Origin of the sequence: Leadbettera azotonutricia ZAS-9 (genome assembly GCF_000214355.1) — a bacterium.
Classification (GTDB): Bacteria; Spirochaetota; Spirochaetia; order Treponematales; family Breznakiellaceae; genus Leadbettera; species Leadbettera azotonutricia.
The window spans coordinates 1,464,452-1,482,939 of the sequence record NC_015577.1; the positions used below are offsets into that span (position 1 = coordinate 1,464,452).

Consider the following 18,488-nt stretch of genomic DNA (forward strand, 5'->3'; position numbering starts at 1 on the left):
AATCTACCTGTATTTTTCTGCTGTATCAACTACCGCCTTATCCAGTATATCTCTCAGATATATGCTATTGTCATGTAAAATAGTGCGCCAACGATCAGCCTCCCCGCTTTTTGGAGCAGAATGCCAGAACTCTGCAACATAGCGCCTGCACCCCTCACGCCATGCGGCAGCTATGGCTTCTCCGAAATTAACATGGCCCTCGCCATAGGGGACTTCCCGGTAGATCCCGGGCTTTGATTCTTTAAGGTGCAGGGCTGCAAGATGACCTGAGGCTTTTTCAATATCTCCGGGCACTGTTGTACCATATAGCAGGGCCGCATTGGTGATGTTTCCTGTATCAGGATAAACCTGCAAATAGGGGGAGGGGAATTTTTTTACCCAATTCATGGCTTTTTCCACCGTATCAATAAAAGGGGTTTCCATAGTTTCAAAGGCCAGTATAACCCCTTCGCGGGCAGCTAAATGAACAGACTTTTCAAGATTTTCGGCAAAGAATTTCTTGGTTTCCTCTGTGGATTTCTTGTAGTACACATCGTAGCCCGCAATCTGAATGATGCGTACTCCCAGCCGTGCAGCCAGCGTGAGGGCCCGCTCCATAATGGAAAGGCTTTTACCTCTTGTTTCAGCGTCAGGATCGCCCATGGGAAACTTGCGGTGGCCGCTCAGGCAGATTGATTTGACGGGGATGCCCGATTCTTCTGCAGCACGGTTAATGGCGCTGATTTCATCCTTTCCCCATTCCAGGCGAGCGAGCTTTTCATCAGTTTCATCAATGGAAAGTTCAAGGTAATCAAAACTCGCATTCCCTGTTTCCTGCAGCTTTTCCTCAATGCTTAATGAGCCGGGCATGCTTTTTTCGTAAAGCCCCAGCTGGTATGGTTTCATCATTAAACCTCGAACTTTTCCCAGACTTGATCCAGGGCATCGCAGGTTTTCGTATAGGTTTCATATTTTTTTCGGTATACGGCGAAGGCGTCGGGGTTAGGTTTGACAGGCGGGGAAATCCTCACCATGGCTTCTGTAGCTTCTGCATAATCTTTGAAGATTCCCGCAGAGACTGCTGCAGCCATGCCCGCCCCCATAGCCCCCAGCTCTTTTACGGAGCTTACTGTTTCTATGGGCAGCTCCAGCACATCGGCAAAAATCTGCACCCACAGTTTTGAATTGGCGGCCCCGCCGGCGAGGCGAACCGCCTCGGGCTTTTTGCGCACAGAAAGCAATTTATCAATATGATGCTTGGCAGAAAAAGCCGCTCCCTCGTAGAGGGATCTCAGCATGTGGTATTTGGTGTGATAGCTTGTAAGGCCGATAAAGCTTGCCTTTGCCAGAGCATGACGATTGGAACCGTAGAGGAAGGGGAGGAAATAAACATCGCATGCCTCGGGGGCAATCAGTGCTGCCTGTTCATCGAGCCAGGAGTAGAGCTTTTTCCCCGCAGGTACTTCTTCATGTTCAAAGATGTTTTTGATGAGCCACTCAAGATTTCCAACCCCTGTGGCGCTGGACTCTTCCAAAAGATACCAGCCCGGCATCGCATAAAGTGAATTCATGGCGATACAGGTTCCGGTTATCGGCGCGGGGGCGATGAATTCGTTGATGCTCCAGGTACCGGTTATAGTGCAGAACTGTTCCGATTTGGTGATGGACATGGCAATGGCGCAGGAATCTATGTCGAACATTCCCCCCGCAACCGGGGTCCCCTCTGCAAGGCCTGTAATCCCGGCGGCTTCTGCGCTCAGCTTCCCGCAGGGGTCTGCCGAATACCTAACGGGGGGCAGCATTGCATAGGCCTCGCCTATCCCAAAAGCCTCCAGCATGTCCTTGTCGATTTTAGCATCCCTCACATTCATAAGGCCGGAGCCTGAAATATTGGTTGCCTCGCTAAAGGCTTCGCCTGTCAGCCTGAAGCGCACATAGTCGGTTACCGAAAACGCCCACTGGATTGATTCATAGACTTGGGGCTCATGATCCTTTATCCATGCCAGAAGGGAAACAGGCTGGCATGGCATGATCTGCTGGCAGAGCCTTGGGTAGAGTTTTTCAAAAGTTCCTTCCCGCTTCCATTTTTCAGGATACTGCCAGGCCCGGTTGTCAGTGGAGATAATGCCGTTGTACGCAGGCTTTCCGTTTTTCCCCCAGGGGTAGAGCCCTTTGCCGTGGCCGCATACGCCTATCCCGATTACGGATTCCGGAGCTGTCCCTGAATCAAAAAGTACCTGGCGTATACAGGCGCAGTTCTGCTCCCAGAGTTCATCCATATCCCGTTCGGTGTATCCCGGCTTGGGGGTAAGCACCGCTGTCTGCCGGGAAGCCACTGCAATTTCTTTGCCTGCTGCGGTAAAAAGCCCTGCCTTGATCACCGTGCCGCCGTTATCAAGGCCAAGAACATATCTTTCCATAAGGATATCTTACCGCAATTCAGCGGGAACTGTCTTGGGCATTTCAGGATTATTGGGTCCAAAATGCTTAAGCAGCACCAAGGTCTCCACCGGGCTCTGGTTCACGATTGTTACGCCCTGCTTCGCCGTTCCCTCAGCCACAAAAAATTCATCGCTGCTCTGCTGCCCAAAACGAAGGAGTGTAGGGGCCTCGCAGAAATGCTTGCCAAATAGGCCATGGCCCTGAATGCAGATTGTTCCGTATGCTGCGGCGTCCTTGACGCTTACAGTCTGCCCCGGCTCAACGGTAAGTTCTTTGGCGCAAACATAGTCATTGGCATAGGATACCCATTTTTCCGTGTAAGCCTTGTCGGAATGGGTAATGACGGGCGGCCGGTAATAATGCTTTTTGTAATTGGGATCGATGTTCTTTTCCCAATCCAAAAGATTGAAGATATATTCGATATCGTTCTTTTTTTCTGGCGGGCACTCGGCAACCAGGAATTCCCTGGGGTATATCTCCCCTGAAACCACATTTTCCTGCACCGAGTTCACGTCGGAATTCCACTGGGGCTCATAAGTCAGCACCGACGCCGGAGCATGGATCACCCCCGGAGGCGTATACCATCCAGTGCCAAGCTCCACCCGGTACGCCCGGGAAAGCTCGGTGATGCGGGTGTCGCCCTTATTGTAATCCCTGAGACGCTGCTTCACTTCTTCGGGCTTTGTGTCAGGGTCAAACCCAAAGTAGGTGGCGTTGAATTCCCCGGTGTAGTTATTGAGCTGCCTGGGGAAATAGTAGGATTCAGGCTTCCCCAGCTTGCCCACCCGTTTGGCATCCTCGAACATGAGGTGCACATGGTGGAACAGTGGGTTGAGAAAATCGAAGAACTTTGAATACATGGGCCAGCCGCCGTATTTTTTCATCAGCTCTTCGCCGACAATCTGGGCGCCCAAGGTATCGATAGCCTCTTTAAGGCTGAATTTTTCGCTATTTTCGTAGCTGACTGCCACATAGCTCATGCCCTCGTCGGCCGCCGCCAATGGCCCGTTCTGCGCCGCTATAGTAGAAGAGAACCACCGTTCTTTGATGGACCCCCGTTCCAGCCCCAGGGCATAGTAATCATCCGGGTGCAGCTTGAGCCTGCGCCCCGCTTTCCCGAAAGGCCTGGGCACAAAAACCGGGTTCAGCCGGAAAATGCCGCCGCCTTGCTCAAAAGTTTTCTCGATTAACGGTCTGTTTGACATAGTATACCCCCTCAATCTCTTGGTTGCCTTAGAAAGATATAGAAAAACGTTTTTTTATAAGATTTATAATTAAAACTTCATAATTATATACTATAGCGTTATTTAAGATAAAATGTCAACAAATACCAGTTAAAAGTTAAATAAATCTCTAAAATAAGTAGATATAAAATAAGAAAATGGAAAATAATAATTTTTTTCTATTTTTTTGTTGACAGCTATTTGGTTCTATGATACTATTTATTAGAGAAACGTTTTTTCAATTATTATAGGAGGAGAGGGTATGAAAAAGTATATCTGTCTTTTTGGGTGTTTCGTGGTTCTTGGTCTCTTTGCTACCTGTAGCAAAGGAAACAAGTCTCCTGATAACTCTGAATCTGTCCCGGTAGGGGTCATTTCTGGCGATGCGGCCTTTGCGAATGCTGCAAGCCTTTCCGGTGAAATTACTGTGTGGAACTGGGATGTGGAGATGTGGAAGCGGGTTATTATACCACCCTTTAATGCGGTTTATCCAAATATAAAAGTAAATTTGGTGAATATTCCCAGCGATGAGTTGAAAGTTAAATTACTGGCAGCTCTGGCTTCCGGGTCTGGTGCCCCTGATGTTGCTACTCTACAGGGTGATGATATTGTACAATTTATTGATAATGGTGGTTTGCTTGATCTTACGGATAGAATAGCTCCGGTAAAGGATGGTTTTCCAGCTTATAAAATTGTGAATGATTCGGATGCTAAGGGTAGAATTTATGGGGTACCAATGGATGCAGGTCCGGTGGCTATGTTCTATCGTACTGATTTATTTGCAAAGGTGGGTGTTATTTCTCCTCCTGAAACATGGGAAGAATGGCTTGAAGTGGGAGCAAAGCTGAAGAGTCAGGGATTATATCTTCATCGGGCTACCTCAACCGGGGATGGGGAATTTACCCGGATGTTGGTTCAACAACAAGGAGGTAGCTTCTTTGATGCTAAAGGAAATGCAACCGTTGATACTCCGGAGCTTTTTAAAGCTCTGGAACTCCAGAAGAAGCTGGTTACTTCTGGAGTTGGGGTCGATGCATCAAGTTGGACTCCAGATTACAATGATTTAATGCAAGGCAACCAATTGGCTACTCATATAGGTGCTGCTTGGTATATGAATGCAATGATGGGTTCTTGGCCTAATACGCCAAAATCCTGGCGTTTGGCCCCTATGCCCTATTTTGCAGGTTCCAAACCTGCATCCTCCAACAATGGCGGGTCGGAGCTTGTTATTCCCGAGCAGAGTAAAAATAAGGAACTGGCTTGGGCTTTTGTTAATTTTCGCTGTTCTACAGTACAAGGTCGTGTAGCTATAACACAAGAACTTGGAGAGTTTGGTTGTTATATGCCAGCTTATGAAGATCCAAAATTAATGAATGCTACTATCGATTTTTTTGGGGATCAGAAGGTATTTCAGTTTTTTGCCTCCCAGACAGGACGGGTTCCTACTAATTTTGTTATAACCTCGGCATTCTCCGAAGTTCTGAATATGATTGGTGCCAACAGTGGTTCTATCATTACGGGTAGGGTGCCTTTGGAAAAGGGAATTGCTGATATGCAGACCCAGGCAACTGCTATTGTTGCTAAATATAGATAATTAAGCATGAATAACAGGGGGAAGAAATATTTCTTTACCCCTGCTATTGTCACTTTGGCAACAAAAAACGATGAGGCGAAATAAAGTGAAGGGAAATTTTCCAATAAAACAGATTTTGAAAAATAGGAATGCATATATTTTTATTTCCCCATTCTTTATTTTATATGGATTATTTGGATTATATCCTACGTTTTTTGCTTTGTTCATGAGTCTGAGCAGGTATTCACCGTCGAAAGGTTTTCAGCGATTTGTAGGTTTTGGTAATTATATCAATATTATTAAAGATCCTTTATTCTGGACCAGTTTTAAGAATACCCTTTGGTTTATAGTTTTAAATGTTCCAGTTCAGATATTTTTTGCCCTTTGTCTTGCAGCATTATTTAATGTACCTAAAATCAGGGGTCGCAAAATATTTCAGCTTGCTTTTCTACTTCCTTATGTTACTTCCTCAGTAGCTTATAGTATTGTGTTTAAAGTCCTTTTTGATTCTCGTATTGGACTTTTTAATGGAGTATTGAATAAGCTTGGGCTTCCTTCCATACCTTGGATCACCGATCCGAATTGGACAAAAATCACTGTTAGTATTATTGTAATATGGGCTTGGGTTGGTTATGATATGCTTATCATGCTAGGTGGGCTGCAAAATATAGATCCTGAACTTTATGAAGCTGCACGTATAGATGGTGCTTCAGGAATCCAGTCCTATTTCCATATAACTATACCTCTTATGCGTCCGGTAATTTATTTTGTTACTACTACTAGTACCATAGGTACCTTTAATATGTTTAATGAACCATTTATTCTTTTTGGCTATACAGGAGGGGTTAGTAATGCTGCCTTAACCATGAATATGTATCTTTATAGCCAAAGCTTCCAAAGTTTTCAATTATCTATTGGTGCAGCAATGTCTTTCATTATTTTTTTATTTATTATGATTTTTAGTATGCCACAGGTTAGTAGTACTTTCAAATCAAATCTTTAAAGGAGGGTAGTTTATCATGGCTAGGGGAAATTTAGATGAATTGAAACAAAAAATGAAGAGTCTTTTTTCTTTATTTTGTTATAATTGGTCTCGCCTTCTTGATGCTCTTCCCCTTCTGGTTCATGTTTATTGGTGGTTTTAGGGTAACCAATCAGATAGCTAGTACCCATTTTTCATTTCTTCCTGAAAATGGTTTTAGATATCTAAGTAATTTCAATAAATTATTTTTTGATTCTATGTTTCCCAGAGCCTTTTTAAATACTGTTTTTGTGTCAGTATTAAAAACTATAGGTGGATTGTTCTTTGCCAGTATGGCAGGTTTTGCCTTTGAGAAATTTGATTTCCCAGGCAGAAGGATGCTTTTTTATTTTGTTGTTGCTACCATGATGATCCCAATTACTGTAACTATGGTTCCTTTATATGTCCAGATGAGTAAAATGGGTTGGATTAATACTTTTTTTCCTCTTGTTTTCCCAGGGATGATTTCAGCTTATGGAATATTTATTATGAGACAATATATCCAGGGAGTTCCTAACGAAGTTATTTATTATTCAAAAATAGATGGATGCGGTGATTTTCGTACTTTCATTTTTATTATACTGCCCATGGTACAACCTGGTCTAGTAGTTTTGAGTATTATTCTCTTTATGACTTCATGGAACGACTTTATGTGGCCTATGATTATTTTGAATGACGAGAAATTGTATACCATAACTGTAACCCTTCGACTCTTTCAAAGTGCTTTTCACTTTGTTGATTATGGGACTATTTTAGGTGGTTCCTTTATAAGTGCTCTACCAATGATTATTATCTTTATTTTATTACGGGAACGTCTGCTTACCGGTCTTGTGGCTGGGAGTGTTAAATAAATGCGGGATCATAATTGTATTCCACATAATCTTTAATTAAGGAAGGTAATTTTTTTATGAGTTCTTTTAAACGTGTTAAGGCGGCATTGATTGGTTGTGGAGTAATAAGTAGGACTTATTTTAAGAATCTTACGACAAAATTTCATGTAATAGAATTAATTGGTTGTGCTGATATAATTCCTGAGAAAGCAAGGCTATGTGCAGATGAATTTGGTCTTAAGGCTATGACGGTAGAAGAGATATACAACGACCCATCAATTGAAATCGTTATAAATACTACTTTTCCTCTTGCTCATTACAATGTTACTAAAGCAGCCCTTTTAGCAGGTAAAAACGTATATACTGAAAAAATGATGGCTGTTGAATATTCTTTGGGAGAAGAATTGGTAAAATTATCAAATGATAAAGGGCTATTATTTACTACCGCCCCCGATACTTTTTTAGGTGGTGGGTGGCAAACGGTTCGCAACATTATTGATATTGGATGGATAGGAAAGCCCGTTGGGGTAAATGCGATTTGTATCCGTAGTTATGAAGATTATGGCTCAGTTTATAGTAAAACTAAGCATTTTGTTTTTGGGTATGGAAGCGGTATACCTTTTGACATGGGTGGTTATTATATGCATGCCATGATAAATTTATTGGGACCTATCTCTAGAGTAACTGGTTTTGCTCAAATTCGTGAGCCAATACGGAAATATACAAATCCCAGGCACCCTAAATTTGGAGAAACTTTCGAACTGGATTCTACAAATTCCATGACTGCTACCCTGGAATTTAAAAATGGAACTCTTGCAAATCTTTTGATCACAAGTGCATCCTTTGGTTTTGAAAAGCCGGTTTTTGAAATTTATGGTACAGAAGGCGCTTTAATATTATTTGATCCCAATGATTTTAGTGGGGAGATAAAATTAAGGCGTAATACGATGTCAGAATATAATATTATTTCTAGTATATTCCCTTATAATGATGATAATCGTGGTATTGGCGTAGCGGATATGGCTTATGCCTTGTTAGAAAATCGAAAACCCCGTGTGGATGCATCATTGGGTTTACATGCTCTTGAAGCTATGCATGGTGTGGTTGGATGTGCGAAGGATAATTTGACACATATCATGAAAACTACAGTTGAAAGACCAGAGCCATTACCTTTAATTCATGCAGATGGTGAAACTTATGAGAATATTTTACGATCATAATAATAATTACGACAAAAGAGGTTAAATAATATGAAAAAGGGATTTCAAATGTTTACAGTCCGAGAGCTTTTGACTGATAAACAATCGATGTTTACCGTGTTTAAAAAAGTCAGGGAAATAGGATATGATACAATTCAGGGATATCTATTACCATTTATTACTTTAAAAGAATACAAAGAGTTAACTGATACTATTGGTTTTGAGAATTGTTCATTAGATGCAAGTTTTGAAGCAATGCGTTCGGATCCGAAAGTAATTAATCAAATTATTAATGATGCATCATTTTTAGGGGTTGATCAAATTTCTATTGGCACCTTGCCAATGGAATATAGGGAAAATGAAAGTGGCTTTAGGAAATATGCACAGGAAATTAATGTTATTGCTAAAAATTTAAAAAAAGAAGGTAAGAAATTACTTTATCATCCTCATGCCTTAGAGTTTTTTTCATTTGGTGGTGGTTTTAAAGGAATAGATATTATTTTGGAGGAAACTGATCCAGAAGGTTTTTGGTTCTGCCTTGATACTCATTGGCTTGTTGGTGGTGGTGTGAACATAGTAGATTGGCTTTATAAGGTGAAAGGTCGTATGAAAACTATACATTATAAGGATTATGCAATTATAGGTGGTGCAATTAAAATTGAAGAAATACATAAACGTTTTGCGGAGGTTGGAGAGGGGAATATAGATTGGGAAAAAATTATTGCCGCAAGTAAAGATATTGGTATCGAATATGCGATTGTAGAACAGGATATTTGTCCAGGGAATCCATTAGATAGTTTGAAAACTAGTTTTAATAACATGATAAAATTTCATGTTTAGTTTTTGTAAAGGATGAAAAATTATGAAAAAGAGTTTAGGTATTCAAATGTATTCAATGCGCAAAAAACTTGCTGAGGTTAATGATCCTAGAATTGTTTTTAGGAAAATAAAAGAAGCAGGATATGATTCTGTTCAAGGTGATCCAAGTCATGGTATGACTCCCAAACAATACAAAAATGCTCTTTCTGATATTGGGTTGTTTCCATTAGTGTATCCTGCATATATAGGAGGGGCAGAAGGGGGAATATTAGGTATTTTACAAAATCCTGATTTTGTTATCAAAGGAGCGAATGCATTTGAAGTAAAAATAGTAGAAGTAGCGACAATACTTAGCGAATATCGTGGATCTGAAGATGATTTTGCTCGTTTTGCCGGATTGATGAATTTGGCAGCTCGACCGCTTGCAAAAGAGGGAATTAAATTATTATATCATAATCATGCATTGGAATTTCATAGATTTCCAAGTGGTAAAACAGGGCTTGATGTCTTAGTCAATGAGACTGATCCTGAATTGGTTGAATTTTGTCTTGATATTCATTGGATGCAGGCAGGAGGTGTTGATTCAGCTTTATGGATTAGGAAGCTGAGTGGTCGTATGTCGCTGATTCATTACAAAGATTATGGTATTGAATTAAATGTTCAAAATGCTGGTATCGCACCAAAGACTTATGAAGCTGTGGGTGAAGGAAATATAAACTGGGGGCCTATTGCAGAGGCAAGTCGTGATGCAAATATTATACATTATGTTGTTGAGCAAGATGATAGTAACCGAGATATTTATGATTGTATAACATCCAGTGCAAAATATATTCGGAATACACTTGACTTAATTGATTAATTTCTATAATATGTATTTTTAGTATAATGATATTAAATGGGGGTTATAGTATGGAACTAAAATCGTTAACTGATTGTTTTTCTTTAAATAATGGTGTTTCAATTCCATGTATAGGTTTTGGTACTTGGCAAACACCTGATGGTGATGTCACTGTTAATGCAGTTAAATCAGCAATTGATGCAGGATATCGCCATATTGATACAGCGGCGGTTTATGGGAATGAAATTAGTGTCGGTAAAGGCATTAAGGCAAGCGGTATTAATAGAGAAAAAATTTTTGTAACAAGTAAGCTTTTTAATACTGAACATACATATGAGCGAACTAAGGTTGCTTTTAATAAATCCTTAAAAGATTTACAGCTTGATTATCTTGATCTTTATCTTATCCATTGGCCAAATCCAGTAGATTTTCGTAATAAATGGGCTGAATCTAATGTAGAAACATGGAAAGCATTTGAAGAATTTTATAATGAAGGTCGTGTCCGTGCGATAGGGGTAAGTAACTTTCATGCTCATCATTTAGATGCTTTAACTAAATCTGTTAAGATTATGCCAATGGTTAACCAGCTCCGGTTGTGTCCAGGTGATATTAAGGGTGAGGTAGTAAAAGCCAGTAAGGAACGTGGTTTATTCATAGAAGCTTATAGTCCGTTAGGAGGAAGTGGCGAAGGTAGTCTTTTAAAAGCACCTCTCCTAATTGAACTTGCGAAAAAATATAATAAATCTGTTTCGCAATTGTGTGTACGGTGGTGTTTACAATGTGGGTTCTTGCCTTTGCCAAAATCCACATCTACTGATCATATTAAAGCTAATGCTAATGTGTTTGATTTCAAGTTGTCAGAGGATGATGTTGATCAGTTAAGTCATTTACGAGGATACCCAGATCCATTCCCGCATCCAGATAGTATCACATGGTGATATTATTTAATTACAAGGAATGCCCATCTATTCCTTTTCTTCTTTGCTGTACTTCATAGGTATTCGTCGATTTCAACCACCCTTGAAAAAATTAGGAGGTGGTTGAAATCGACGAGTACGAATATGAGCACACGCCGGGTTTTGGTTTTTTCCTTCTGTATGGCAGAGAAGCTGGAAAGAGGCTATGTCGAGTAATAGAAGCCCGTAATATCGAAAATATCCGCTCCCCGAATATATAGGCACAGATCTTTCCATTGCCTATGCTGTGTACACCTTGGCGATTATCAGCGTTTATCATAAAACCCTTTTTCAGAAATCCTCCAGCGGCTTTCACCAAAATTTAATACTTTATGATAATCATATCATATATATTAATTTTTGGAATGTCTATCGTGATTTTATTTTCACGATAATCGAAAGGTAAATCGCTTCCATCGACTGTATGGACTTTTTTTGGAGGCTCTGTTGATTTAATCCAGACCCTAAGATCATATGTTGGTGGTATTATTGTATCTTCCCGGGTTTCGATTAAGCCAAATAATTTCTGCTTGTTTTCGGGATCGTCGAATAAAATACATTCGATACTGATCGGGCAATCAGCCCCAAACTGAAAATCATCACCGGATAAATATCGAATTATTCCGGCAAATATTTCACTGTGTTGGAAACGATCCGCTTTTTCTATTGGCAGGGCACTCCAAATTACTTTGCCTTTTCCATATAGGGCCTTGATTATTGCCGGTTGATCGGTATAAATTCCCGGAGGATTAGCATGGATTGTTGCAAAGGGGTAATTGGGACTTTTCTTATCAATATAATATTTTGCAAGTACATCGGTCGGAAATACCGATGCCGGAACTCCAGGCGGGGTATAGGGTAATACAAGTGTCGCTAATATTTCCCCTTTAATATTACCTTTTTTTAGTATGGGTGCATGCTCAAACATTATCAGAGGATGCTTTTGTGTAAATAACCCCTGCATTATATTGCTATTATTAGCTGGAGACATATAGGTTATATTTTCATAAGTGTAGCGGTCCCATTCGGCATTAAACAGTTCTTTTAATAATACTGGTGATATGTGGCCACTTATATATACATTTCCACCATCACGCAGATAATCAAGAATAAAAGAAGCCTGTTCGGGAAGCATTTCAGGCACATCTGATAAGACAAGAGTTTTATGCTCCTTTAACTGTTCTATTTTCCAATTATTGATTATTCCATACGGAATATGATGCCGCGCCAAAGAGTCTGAAGCACCCCGTAATGCTATATAATGAGGCATAGTCCCGCCTTCAGGTGTTCCACCATTTAATGCAGGATCCAAAACGTCATATTCCTTGGCTTCAATATCCATTTTCCCATTAAGATCAAAATATAAGCTTACATCCCAGGTCAATTTACCATGTGTAAGGTATGGTTCCATTGGTATAACTTCACCAAATACCTTTCCGATGGTTTTGTAAACAGTATCATCAATTGTCCCAACAGGATCGATTGCATCTATTAATAAAGGGGCACCATGGTGTAAACAGGTCATCGCGACACATTGACGTAATTGGTCATAGGTTTTAGTTGTTGTATGTTCTGATAAGGATGGGTAACAACGGGATGTCATATATTGAAACGGTTGATTTTGAGTAAGGTTATACCATGCTTTACAAGCAAAACTCTGCTCTTTTATTCCTCCATATAAATCCGTCCCGACATAATCACTGGCAAGAGTAACATTTTCATTATTGGCAAAGCGCCAAAAATTCATCGAACTGCCATATTGATGTTCAACAGATACACCAGGTTTAAGCCTTTTTGCTTCATTTGTAATTGTTTTGGCAAATTCCCCAATCCATTCATGGCGTAATTTTATAAAAGTTTTCCAATTATGATCTTTCCAGTTAACGGTTTTTGGTAATTCACCTTTGGCGCCGTAGGTCGGAGCTTCTTTTTCCCAACGTTCTTTACAAGAATCACAATAACAAACTTCAGGCCAAAATGTCATATCAAAAAAGATACCATCATAATCAAAGTAATCACTAAATTCGGCTATTTGTTTTTTAACGAATTCTAAATAGTCCTTATTATTTGGACAATTTAGCCCATAGCGACCGCCATAGTCCCTGGATCCTCTGCCTTTTCCGTCTATCATGCGCCATTTCGGATGCAGTTCATAAGCACGATTATTATAAATAATGCTATAGTAGAGGATTGTATTAATACCATCATCATGGCATAAATTAAACAAACGTTTCATTGCATCTTCTTTGCCAATAAAACCTTTATGCATTACTCCGGATTCTGTCGGCCAATAACATAACCCAACATGAGATTGAACGTAAATCATCGCGGCTGAAATTTTTGCTTCTTTTAACGCCTTAAAATAAACTTCAGGATCAAATTCCGAGAGAAATGTTTTATCCCAGTCTTCTATATGCATATCCATTAAAGTACGACGAAATTTGGTTTTGTACCACGGTTCCATAAGTATTACTCCTTGTATTATTGGATAATTAAATCAGGATTTTCAGCGAAATGCTTTAAAATGACTATATCTTCTACAGTTGAACAATTTTTAATGATAATCCCCTTCTTTGCGGCTTTTTCCGTTACAAAGTATTCATCATTGGTCAATTGACCGTAACGAATTAAAGTAGGAGTCTCCAGTTTGTGCCCTCCAAATACGCCATTACCCTGGAGGCAAATAATCCCATAAGCAGCATTGTCCTTTATAGTAACTGTCCTGCCGGGAAGAACCGTTAACCTCTTTGCGCTCACCTTATTGCATTTATAGCATATCCATTCATCAATGTAACCATCTTCTTTCATTTCAGCATATGGTTTTACTGGTTTTGGCTGCATGAAACGGTTTTTATGAAAATCAGGATCGGTATTAATTTCCCAGTCTATAACCTCTATAAGATAATCAAAATTACCCTTTTCTTCAGGAGGGCAATCTTTCCATAATAATTCTTCAGAAACGCAATGCTCATAATATAAAACAGATTGATACATTGCAAAAACATCGGATGCAAATTGCGGTTCATAAGTACAGAGGCTTCCAGGTGAATGAAGGACTCCAGGAGGGACATCCCATCCGGTATCCAGTTCAAGCTTAAATGATCTGGAAAGACTCAAAATATTATTATCACCTTTTGAAAAATTTTCTAGGGCATGTTTAACCTGCTGCTTTGTGTTATCAGGATTTATACCAAAAAAAGTGAATGGAAATTCTCCTCCATGATTATTAACCTGGGAAGGAAAGAAATACATTTCTGGTTTTCCAGATTGTCCGACACGGGCAGCGAATTTATCGTTGTGATGAATATGATGAGGTAGTGGACCTAGATTGTCAAAAAATTTAGAATATATCGGCCAACGTCCGTATTTTTTATAAAGGACATCTCCGATCGCCTCTTCTTTTAAGATTTCAATCGCATCCCTTAATAAAATTTTTTCGTCTTTTTTTTCATCCACTATAATATAACTTAAGCCCTCATCTTCAGTTGTCTTTGGACCATTTTCGGCATGGGTTGTAGATGAAAACCATCGTTCATCTATAGCTCCACGATCTAGTCCATAGATATAATAATCTGATGGGTGAAGCTTAATACGTTTTCCCGGTCTGCAAAAAGATCGGGGAACCCATGTTGGTATTAAATGAAAAACACCATTTCCTTTTTCCAGTGCCTTCTGTGACAACTCTTTTCTATTCATAAAAAACTCCCAATAAATTAAAATTGTAGTAACAACATAGAGTAAAGATGTAAATTATCAATAGGAATTTGGACCTGCTGATTTCCATAAATGTACTTAACCGGGCTTTTTTCCGGTAGTTTAAGTACTTCTTTAGGAGCAATCTCAGAATAGACCGAGACGGTAAAATTACCTACCGGAATAGTATGAAAACCTTCTTGAATATTAATAATTCCTAGAATTTTTACCTTTTTATTGGGATCGCTAAATAGAATAAATTCTATGGGCTCAGGAGCATTGTCGGAAGAGAATACAGGGATATTATCTTTTAATAATATTTTAATTATTCCTGAGAAAATATCGCTATGCTGCTCACGCTTGGCGCGTTCTATAGGTAAAGTTGAATAGAAGACCTTTCCTTTACCGTATTCTGTGAGCATCATTGCAGGTTTATTTGTAAATTTTCCGGGTGGATTGGAATGAATAGATGCAAATTTATGAATTTCATCATCAAGTTTTTTCTGTATCTCATCAAGTTTTGGGGTTACATTTAAGAAATTACTCCTTGGATTTGGGATTGTATAAGGAAGAGTTGTTGTTCCATATATCTTACCTATAGGTTTCCCTGAATATATGGGCTGGGGTTCAAACATTGCCAATGGATATTGCTTTGTATACTCATTTCTAAATACGAATGCTCCTTCTTCTGTTGGTGAAATATAAGTTACCTTCTCATCTGTAAAATTTTCAAATTTTATTTTGAATATTTCTTCAATAAGGGAAGGAGAAGTTCTACCACTTATATAAGCACTACCGCCATTAGATATATATTTTTTAATCACACTTAATTCTTTGTCACTCAAAAATGGAATGTCTGAAAGGACGAGTACCTTTACTGTATTATTATTTAATAATTCCAATTTCCAGCTGTTTAAAACGGAATAGGCAATATGATGAGCTCGCAAACAATTCCCAGCTTCCAATGCAGATAATTCGGGTGGCGTTGTATTTTCAGCTGCTATTTGATCAACGGGTATACCGTTAGCCAATGTATCCATTTTTGCGAATAAATTAAAATACAGCCCCACATCGTAAACATGTTCACCTATTGACATATAAGGCTCAACTTTCTCGGCCTCGCAGAATATTTCTCCGAATTTTTTATAGACACGATTATCAATGGTGCCTATAGGATCAATAGCGTCAATTAGCAAACAAGCACCATGATGCAGATAAGTAAGCATAACGCTTAATTTCAAAAGGTCCATGGATTTGTTGGTTGTATGCTCTGCAAGTGATGTATAACAGCGTGAGGTCATATATTCAAATGGTTGATTACGAGTTAAATTATAATAAACCTTACAAGCAAAAGATTGTTCGGCAATTCCACCGTAAAGATCCCCGCCCGCATAATCGCTAGCCAAGGTAATATTTTCGTTAACCCCAAATCGCCAATTGTGATTAACAACAGTAGAATACTGATGTTCAACAGAACAATCGGGTTTATGTTTTTTTACTTCCGCTGTAGCGAATTGAGCAAATTCACCCAGCCAATCAATACGCTTGCGTTGAAATTTAACCCAAGCGTGATCGTTCCAATCAACAACGTCCGGCATATGTCCACCTATTTCTTTTTCCCATCGTTCCTTGCAGCTATCGCAGTAACAGACCATTGGCCAGAATGTCATATCAAGAAAAATCCCTTCAAATTGAAAGTAGTCACTTAATTCTTTGATTTGTTCGGCAACGAAATTTCTGTAATCAATGTTATTAGGGCAGCATAGTCCATATCTAGAGCCGTCAAATCTTGAACCGTGATCGTGGATATTTTTCATTTGCCAGTCCGGGTGTTGCTTATAAGCCCAATTATTATAAATAAGGCTATAGTAAGCTATGACATCCATTCCGGCTCCATGGCATTTATCTACTAATTGACGAATTATATCCTCTTTGCTCTTAATACCTTCATGCATTTTCCCGCTTTTTGTAGGCCAATAGCAGAGACCAACGTGGGATTGTAAATAAATCATAGGTGCATTTATATTTGCTTCTATAAGATTATCTAAATAATTTTTCGGATCAAATTTGGATAAAAATTCTTTATCCCATTCCTCAATATGCATGTCAATCAAATTTCTTCTGAATCTGTTTTTATACCATTCTTTCATAATATACCTCCAATAAGTATTTCAATAATATTATTAACCCTTTACAGCACCGACAGTAAGACCGCTGATAAAGAATCGCTGAGCAAAAATATAAACTATAAGAAGTGGCATCATAGTAATTATTCCGGTACCCATAAGCATATTCCATTGGGTTCCATAACGACCCTGGAAAAAAGTAATCCCCAGAGGCAAGGTATACAGAGATAATGTATTAATAACAAGCATGGGCCAAAGAAAATTGTTCCATGCGAACAGGAAAACAAATGTTCCCAATGTTGCCAGTGCAGTTTTGCTGAGGGGAATAATTATAGCAATATAGCACAAAAAGTAGCCACCACCATCAATCTTAACTGACTCTTCTAATTCACCCGGAATGGTCATAAAGAACTGACGCAGCAGAAACGTCCCATAAGCACTGAATAATGATGGTACAATAATTGCTTTTAAAGTATTAATTAATTTGAGGGTCTTTATTATGGAATAAATTGGAATCATTGTAACCTGAAATGGTATCATTAGCGTAGCAAGATATAGTAGAAACAATTTATCTCTACCCTTAAATTTTAGACGGGAAAATGCATATGCGCCTAATGAACAGGTTATTAGTTGACCGACAGTAATGGCAATTGATACAATAATATTGTTTATATAAAATTGCCCAAATGGAGCGGCATTCCATAAAGCAATATAATTCTTGAATTGCCAATTCTGTGGAAACAATTTAGGAGGATATAAGAATACTTCGCTTGCAGGTTTTAAGGATGTTGTAAGCATCCAAAGAAAGGGGAATACCATAATAATTCCCATTATTATTAGAGCTAAATAAATAAAGAAGTTGATGCTTCTATTGGTTTTCATTAATAATTAACCCATTTCCTTTGCGCTCGCCATTGTACAAGGGTAATTGCCATTATTACAATAAACAATAAAACTGAAGAGGCGCAAGCAACCCCCATTCTCATTGTTTGGAATCCTTGTAAATATATATAATAGACAATAGTGGTTGTGGAATATGCAGGTCCACCCTTTGTTAAAATGAATGTCTGATCAAATACCTGAAAAGAACTGATTGTTCCCATAATAATTACAAAGAATAAAGTTGGGGATAAAAGCGGTAAAGTAATATTTTTAAGCTGTTGAAGCCTTGTCGCTCCATCCATCCGCGCTACCTCATAATAGGTTGGATCAATGCCCTGAAGACCAGCCAGGAGAAGGACAATGTTATAACCTAATCCTTTCCAGATACTAACGAGACTGACAGAGAATAAAGCCCATTCAGTACTGCTTAAGAAATGCGGAGCCTTAATATTGACAAGGGAAAGAAGATAGTAAATAAGACCGATATCATCCTGCAAAAGCCAACGCCAGAGCATTGCTACACCAACCATTGTAGCTATTGTAGGAATAAAAAATATTGCACGGAATAACGTAACCCCTTTAATTTTCGTATTTAGGAGCAAAGCAAAAATTAAAGCTATTGCTATTCCGCAGGGAACAGTTGCAACTGTATATACAAAGGTATTAGTAACAGTTTGGATAAATCGTGAGTCTTTAAAGAGAAATTTAAAATTAGCGAATCCAACCCATTTTGGAGAAGTTATTAAATTCCATTCGGTGAGTGAAAAATAAAGAGAGGCAATAATAGGCCCAATTGTGAATGCCATAAAGCCAACAATATTGGGTGCGAGGAAACATGTTGCGGCGAGGGCCTCTTTTTTCTTGCTATCCATACAATTACCCTAAATTATGGTCACAGCAGCAGTCT

The 18,488-nt window shown here is 39.1% G+C and carries 15 protein-coding genes; 7 read left to right on the forward strand and 8 right to left on the reverse strand.

The window, feature by feature from the left end; genetic code table 11:
• Positions 1–3: 3 nt before the first annotated feature.
• The 3 genes from TREAZ_RS06300 to TREAZ_RS06310 are packed head-to-tail and all read right to left on the reverse strand — an operon-like array spanning position 4 to position 3,626.
• Positions 4–888 carry an L-ribulose-5-phosphate 3-epimerase gene (locus tag TREAZ_RS06300; protein WP_043922948.1) on the reverse strand — a complete coding sequence of 295 codons (885 nt, stop codon included), beginning with the start codon at positions 886–888 and terminating at the stop codon, positions 4–6.
• Complete coding sequence (locus tag TREAZ_RS06305; RefSeq protein WP_015710990.1) at positions 888–2,399, reverse strand: FGGY-family carbohydrate kinase; 1,512 nt, start codon at positions 2,397–2,399, stop codon at positions 888–890. Before TREAZ_RS06305 ends, TREAZ_RS06300 begins: the two co-directional genes overlap by 1 nt.
• Positions 2,400–2,408: 9 nt before the next feature.
• Positions 2,409–3,626, reverse strand: coding sequence for a hypothetical protein (locus tag TREAZ_RS06310; RefSeq protein ID WP_015710991.1), 1,218 nt, complete (start codon positions 3,624–3,626; stop codon positions 2,409–2,411).
• Between the two features lie 280 nt (positions 3,627–3,906).
• Between TREAZ_RS06310 and TREAZ_RS06315 the strand changes: the two genes are divergently transcribed.
• The 7 genes from TREAZ_RS06315 to TREAZ_RS06345 all read left to right on the forward strand — a co-directional run bounded on the left by TREAZ_RS06315 (position 3,907) and on the right by TREAZ_RS06345 (position 10,862).
• Positions 3,907–5,238 (forward strand): ABC transporter substrate-binding protein, encoded by a 1,332-nt coding sequence (locus TREAZ_RS06315; protein WP_015710992.1) that lies wholly within the window; start codon positions 3,907–3,909, stop codon positions 5,236–5,238.
• Between the two features lie 85 nt (positions 5,239–5,323).
• Entirely contained in the window at positions 5,324–6,220 is an 897-nt protein-coding gene (locus TREAZ_RS06320; protein ID WP_015710993.1) for a carbohydrate ABC transporter permease, read from the forward strand.
• Between the two features lie 101 nt (positions 6,221–6,321).
• Positions 6,322–7,089 (forward strand): carbohydrate ABC transporter permease, encoded by a 768-nt coding sequence (locus TREAZ_RS06325; protein WP_083820255.1) that lies wholly within the window; start codon positions 6,322–6,324, stop codon positions 7,087–7,089.
• Positions 7,090–7,145: 56 nt separating this feature from the next.
• Positions 7,146–8,288, forward strand: coding sequence for a Gfo/Idh/MocA family protein (locus tag TREAZ_RS06330; RefSeq protein ID WP_015710995.1), 1,143 nt, complete (start codon positions 7,146–7,148; stop codon positions 8,286–8,288).
• A 30-nt stretch (positions 8,289–8,318) separates the two neighbouring features.
• On the forward strand, positions 8,319–9,107 hold the full coding sequence (locus tag TREAZ_RS06335; protein ID WP_015710996.1) for a sugar phosphate isomerase/epimerase family protein: 789 nt from the start codon (positions 8,319–8,321) through the stop codon (positions 9,105–9,107).
• A 22-nt stretch (positions 9,108–9,129) separates the two neighbouring features.
• On the forward strand, positions 9,130–9,945 hold the full coding sequence (locus TREAZ_RS17340) for a sugar phosphate isomerase/epimerase family protein (protein WP_015710997.1): 816 nt from the start codon (positions 9,130–9,132) through the stop codon (positions 9,943–9,945).
• Positions 9,946–9,995: 50 nt separating this feature from the next.
• The gene (locus tag TREAZ_RS06345) at positions 9,996–10,862 is read left to right on the forward strand and encodes an aldo/keto reductase (RefSeq protein ID WP_015710998.1); all 867 of its coding nucleotides are present in this window, start codon (positions 9,996–9,998) and stop codon (positions 10,860–10,862) included.
• A gap of 340 nt (positions 10,863–11,202) precedes the next feature.
• Here the strand turns inward: TREAZ_RS06345 and TREAZ_RS06350 are convergent, their stop codons facing one another.
• The 5 genes from TREAZ_RS06350 to TREAZ_RS06370 are packed head-to-tail and all read right to left on the reverse strand — an operon-like array spanning position 11,203 to position 18,453.
• Positions 11,203–13,344 carry an alpha-amylase family protein gene (locus TREAZ_RS06350; protein WP_015710999.1) on the reverse strand — a complete coding sequence of 714 codons (2,142 nt, stop codon included), beginning with the start codon at positions 13,342–13,344 and terminating at the stop codon, positions 11,203–11,205.
• 17 nt (positions 13,345–13,361) lie between these two features.
• Complete coding sequence (locus tag TREAZ_RS06355) at positions 13,362–14,576, reverse strand: hypothetical protein (RefSeq protein WP_015711000.1); 1,215 nt, start codon at positions 14,574–14,576, stop codon at positions 13,362–13,364.
• 17 nt (positions 14,577–14,593) lie between these two features.
• Positions 14,594–16,723, reverse strand: coding sequence for an alpha-L-fucosidase (locus tag TREAZ_RS06360; protein WP_015711001.1), 2,130 nt, complete (start codon positions 16,721–16,723; stop codon positions 14,594–14,596).
• A 33-nt stretch (positions 16,724–16,756) separates the two neighbouring features.
• A complete protein-coding gene (locus tag TREAZ_RS06365; RefSeq protein ID WP_015711002.1) occupies positions 16,757–17,581 on the reverse strand; it encodes a carbohydrate ABC transporter permease in 825 nt (274 codons plus the stop codon).
• A complete protein-coding gene (locus TREAZ_RS06370; RefSeq protein ID WP_015711003.1) occupies positions 17,581–18,453 on the reverse strand; it encodes a carbohydrate ABC transporter permease in 873 nt (290 codons plus the stop codon). Before TREAZ_RS06370 ends, TREAZ_RS06365 begins: the two co-directional genes overlap by 1 nt.
• Between the last annotated feature and the right edge of the window lie 35 nt (positions 18,454–18,488).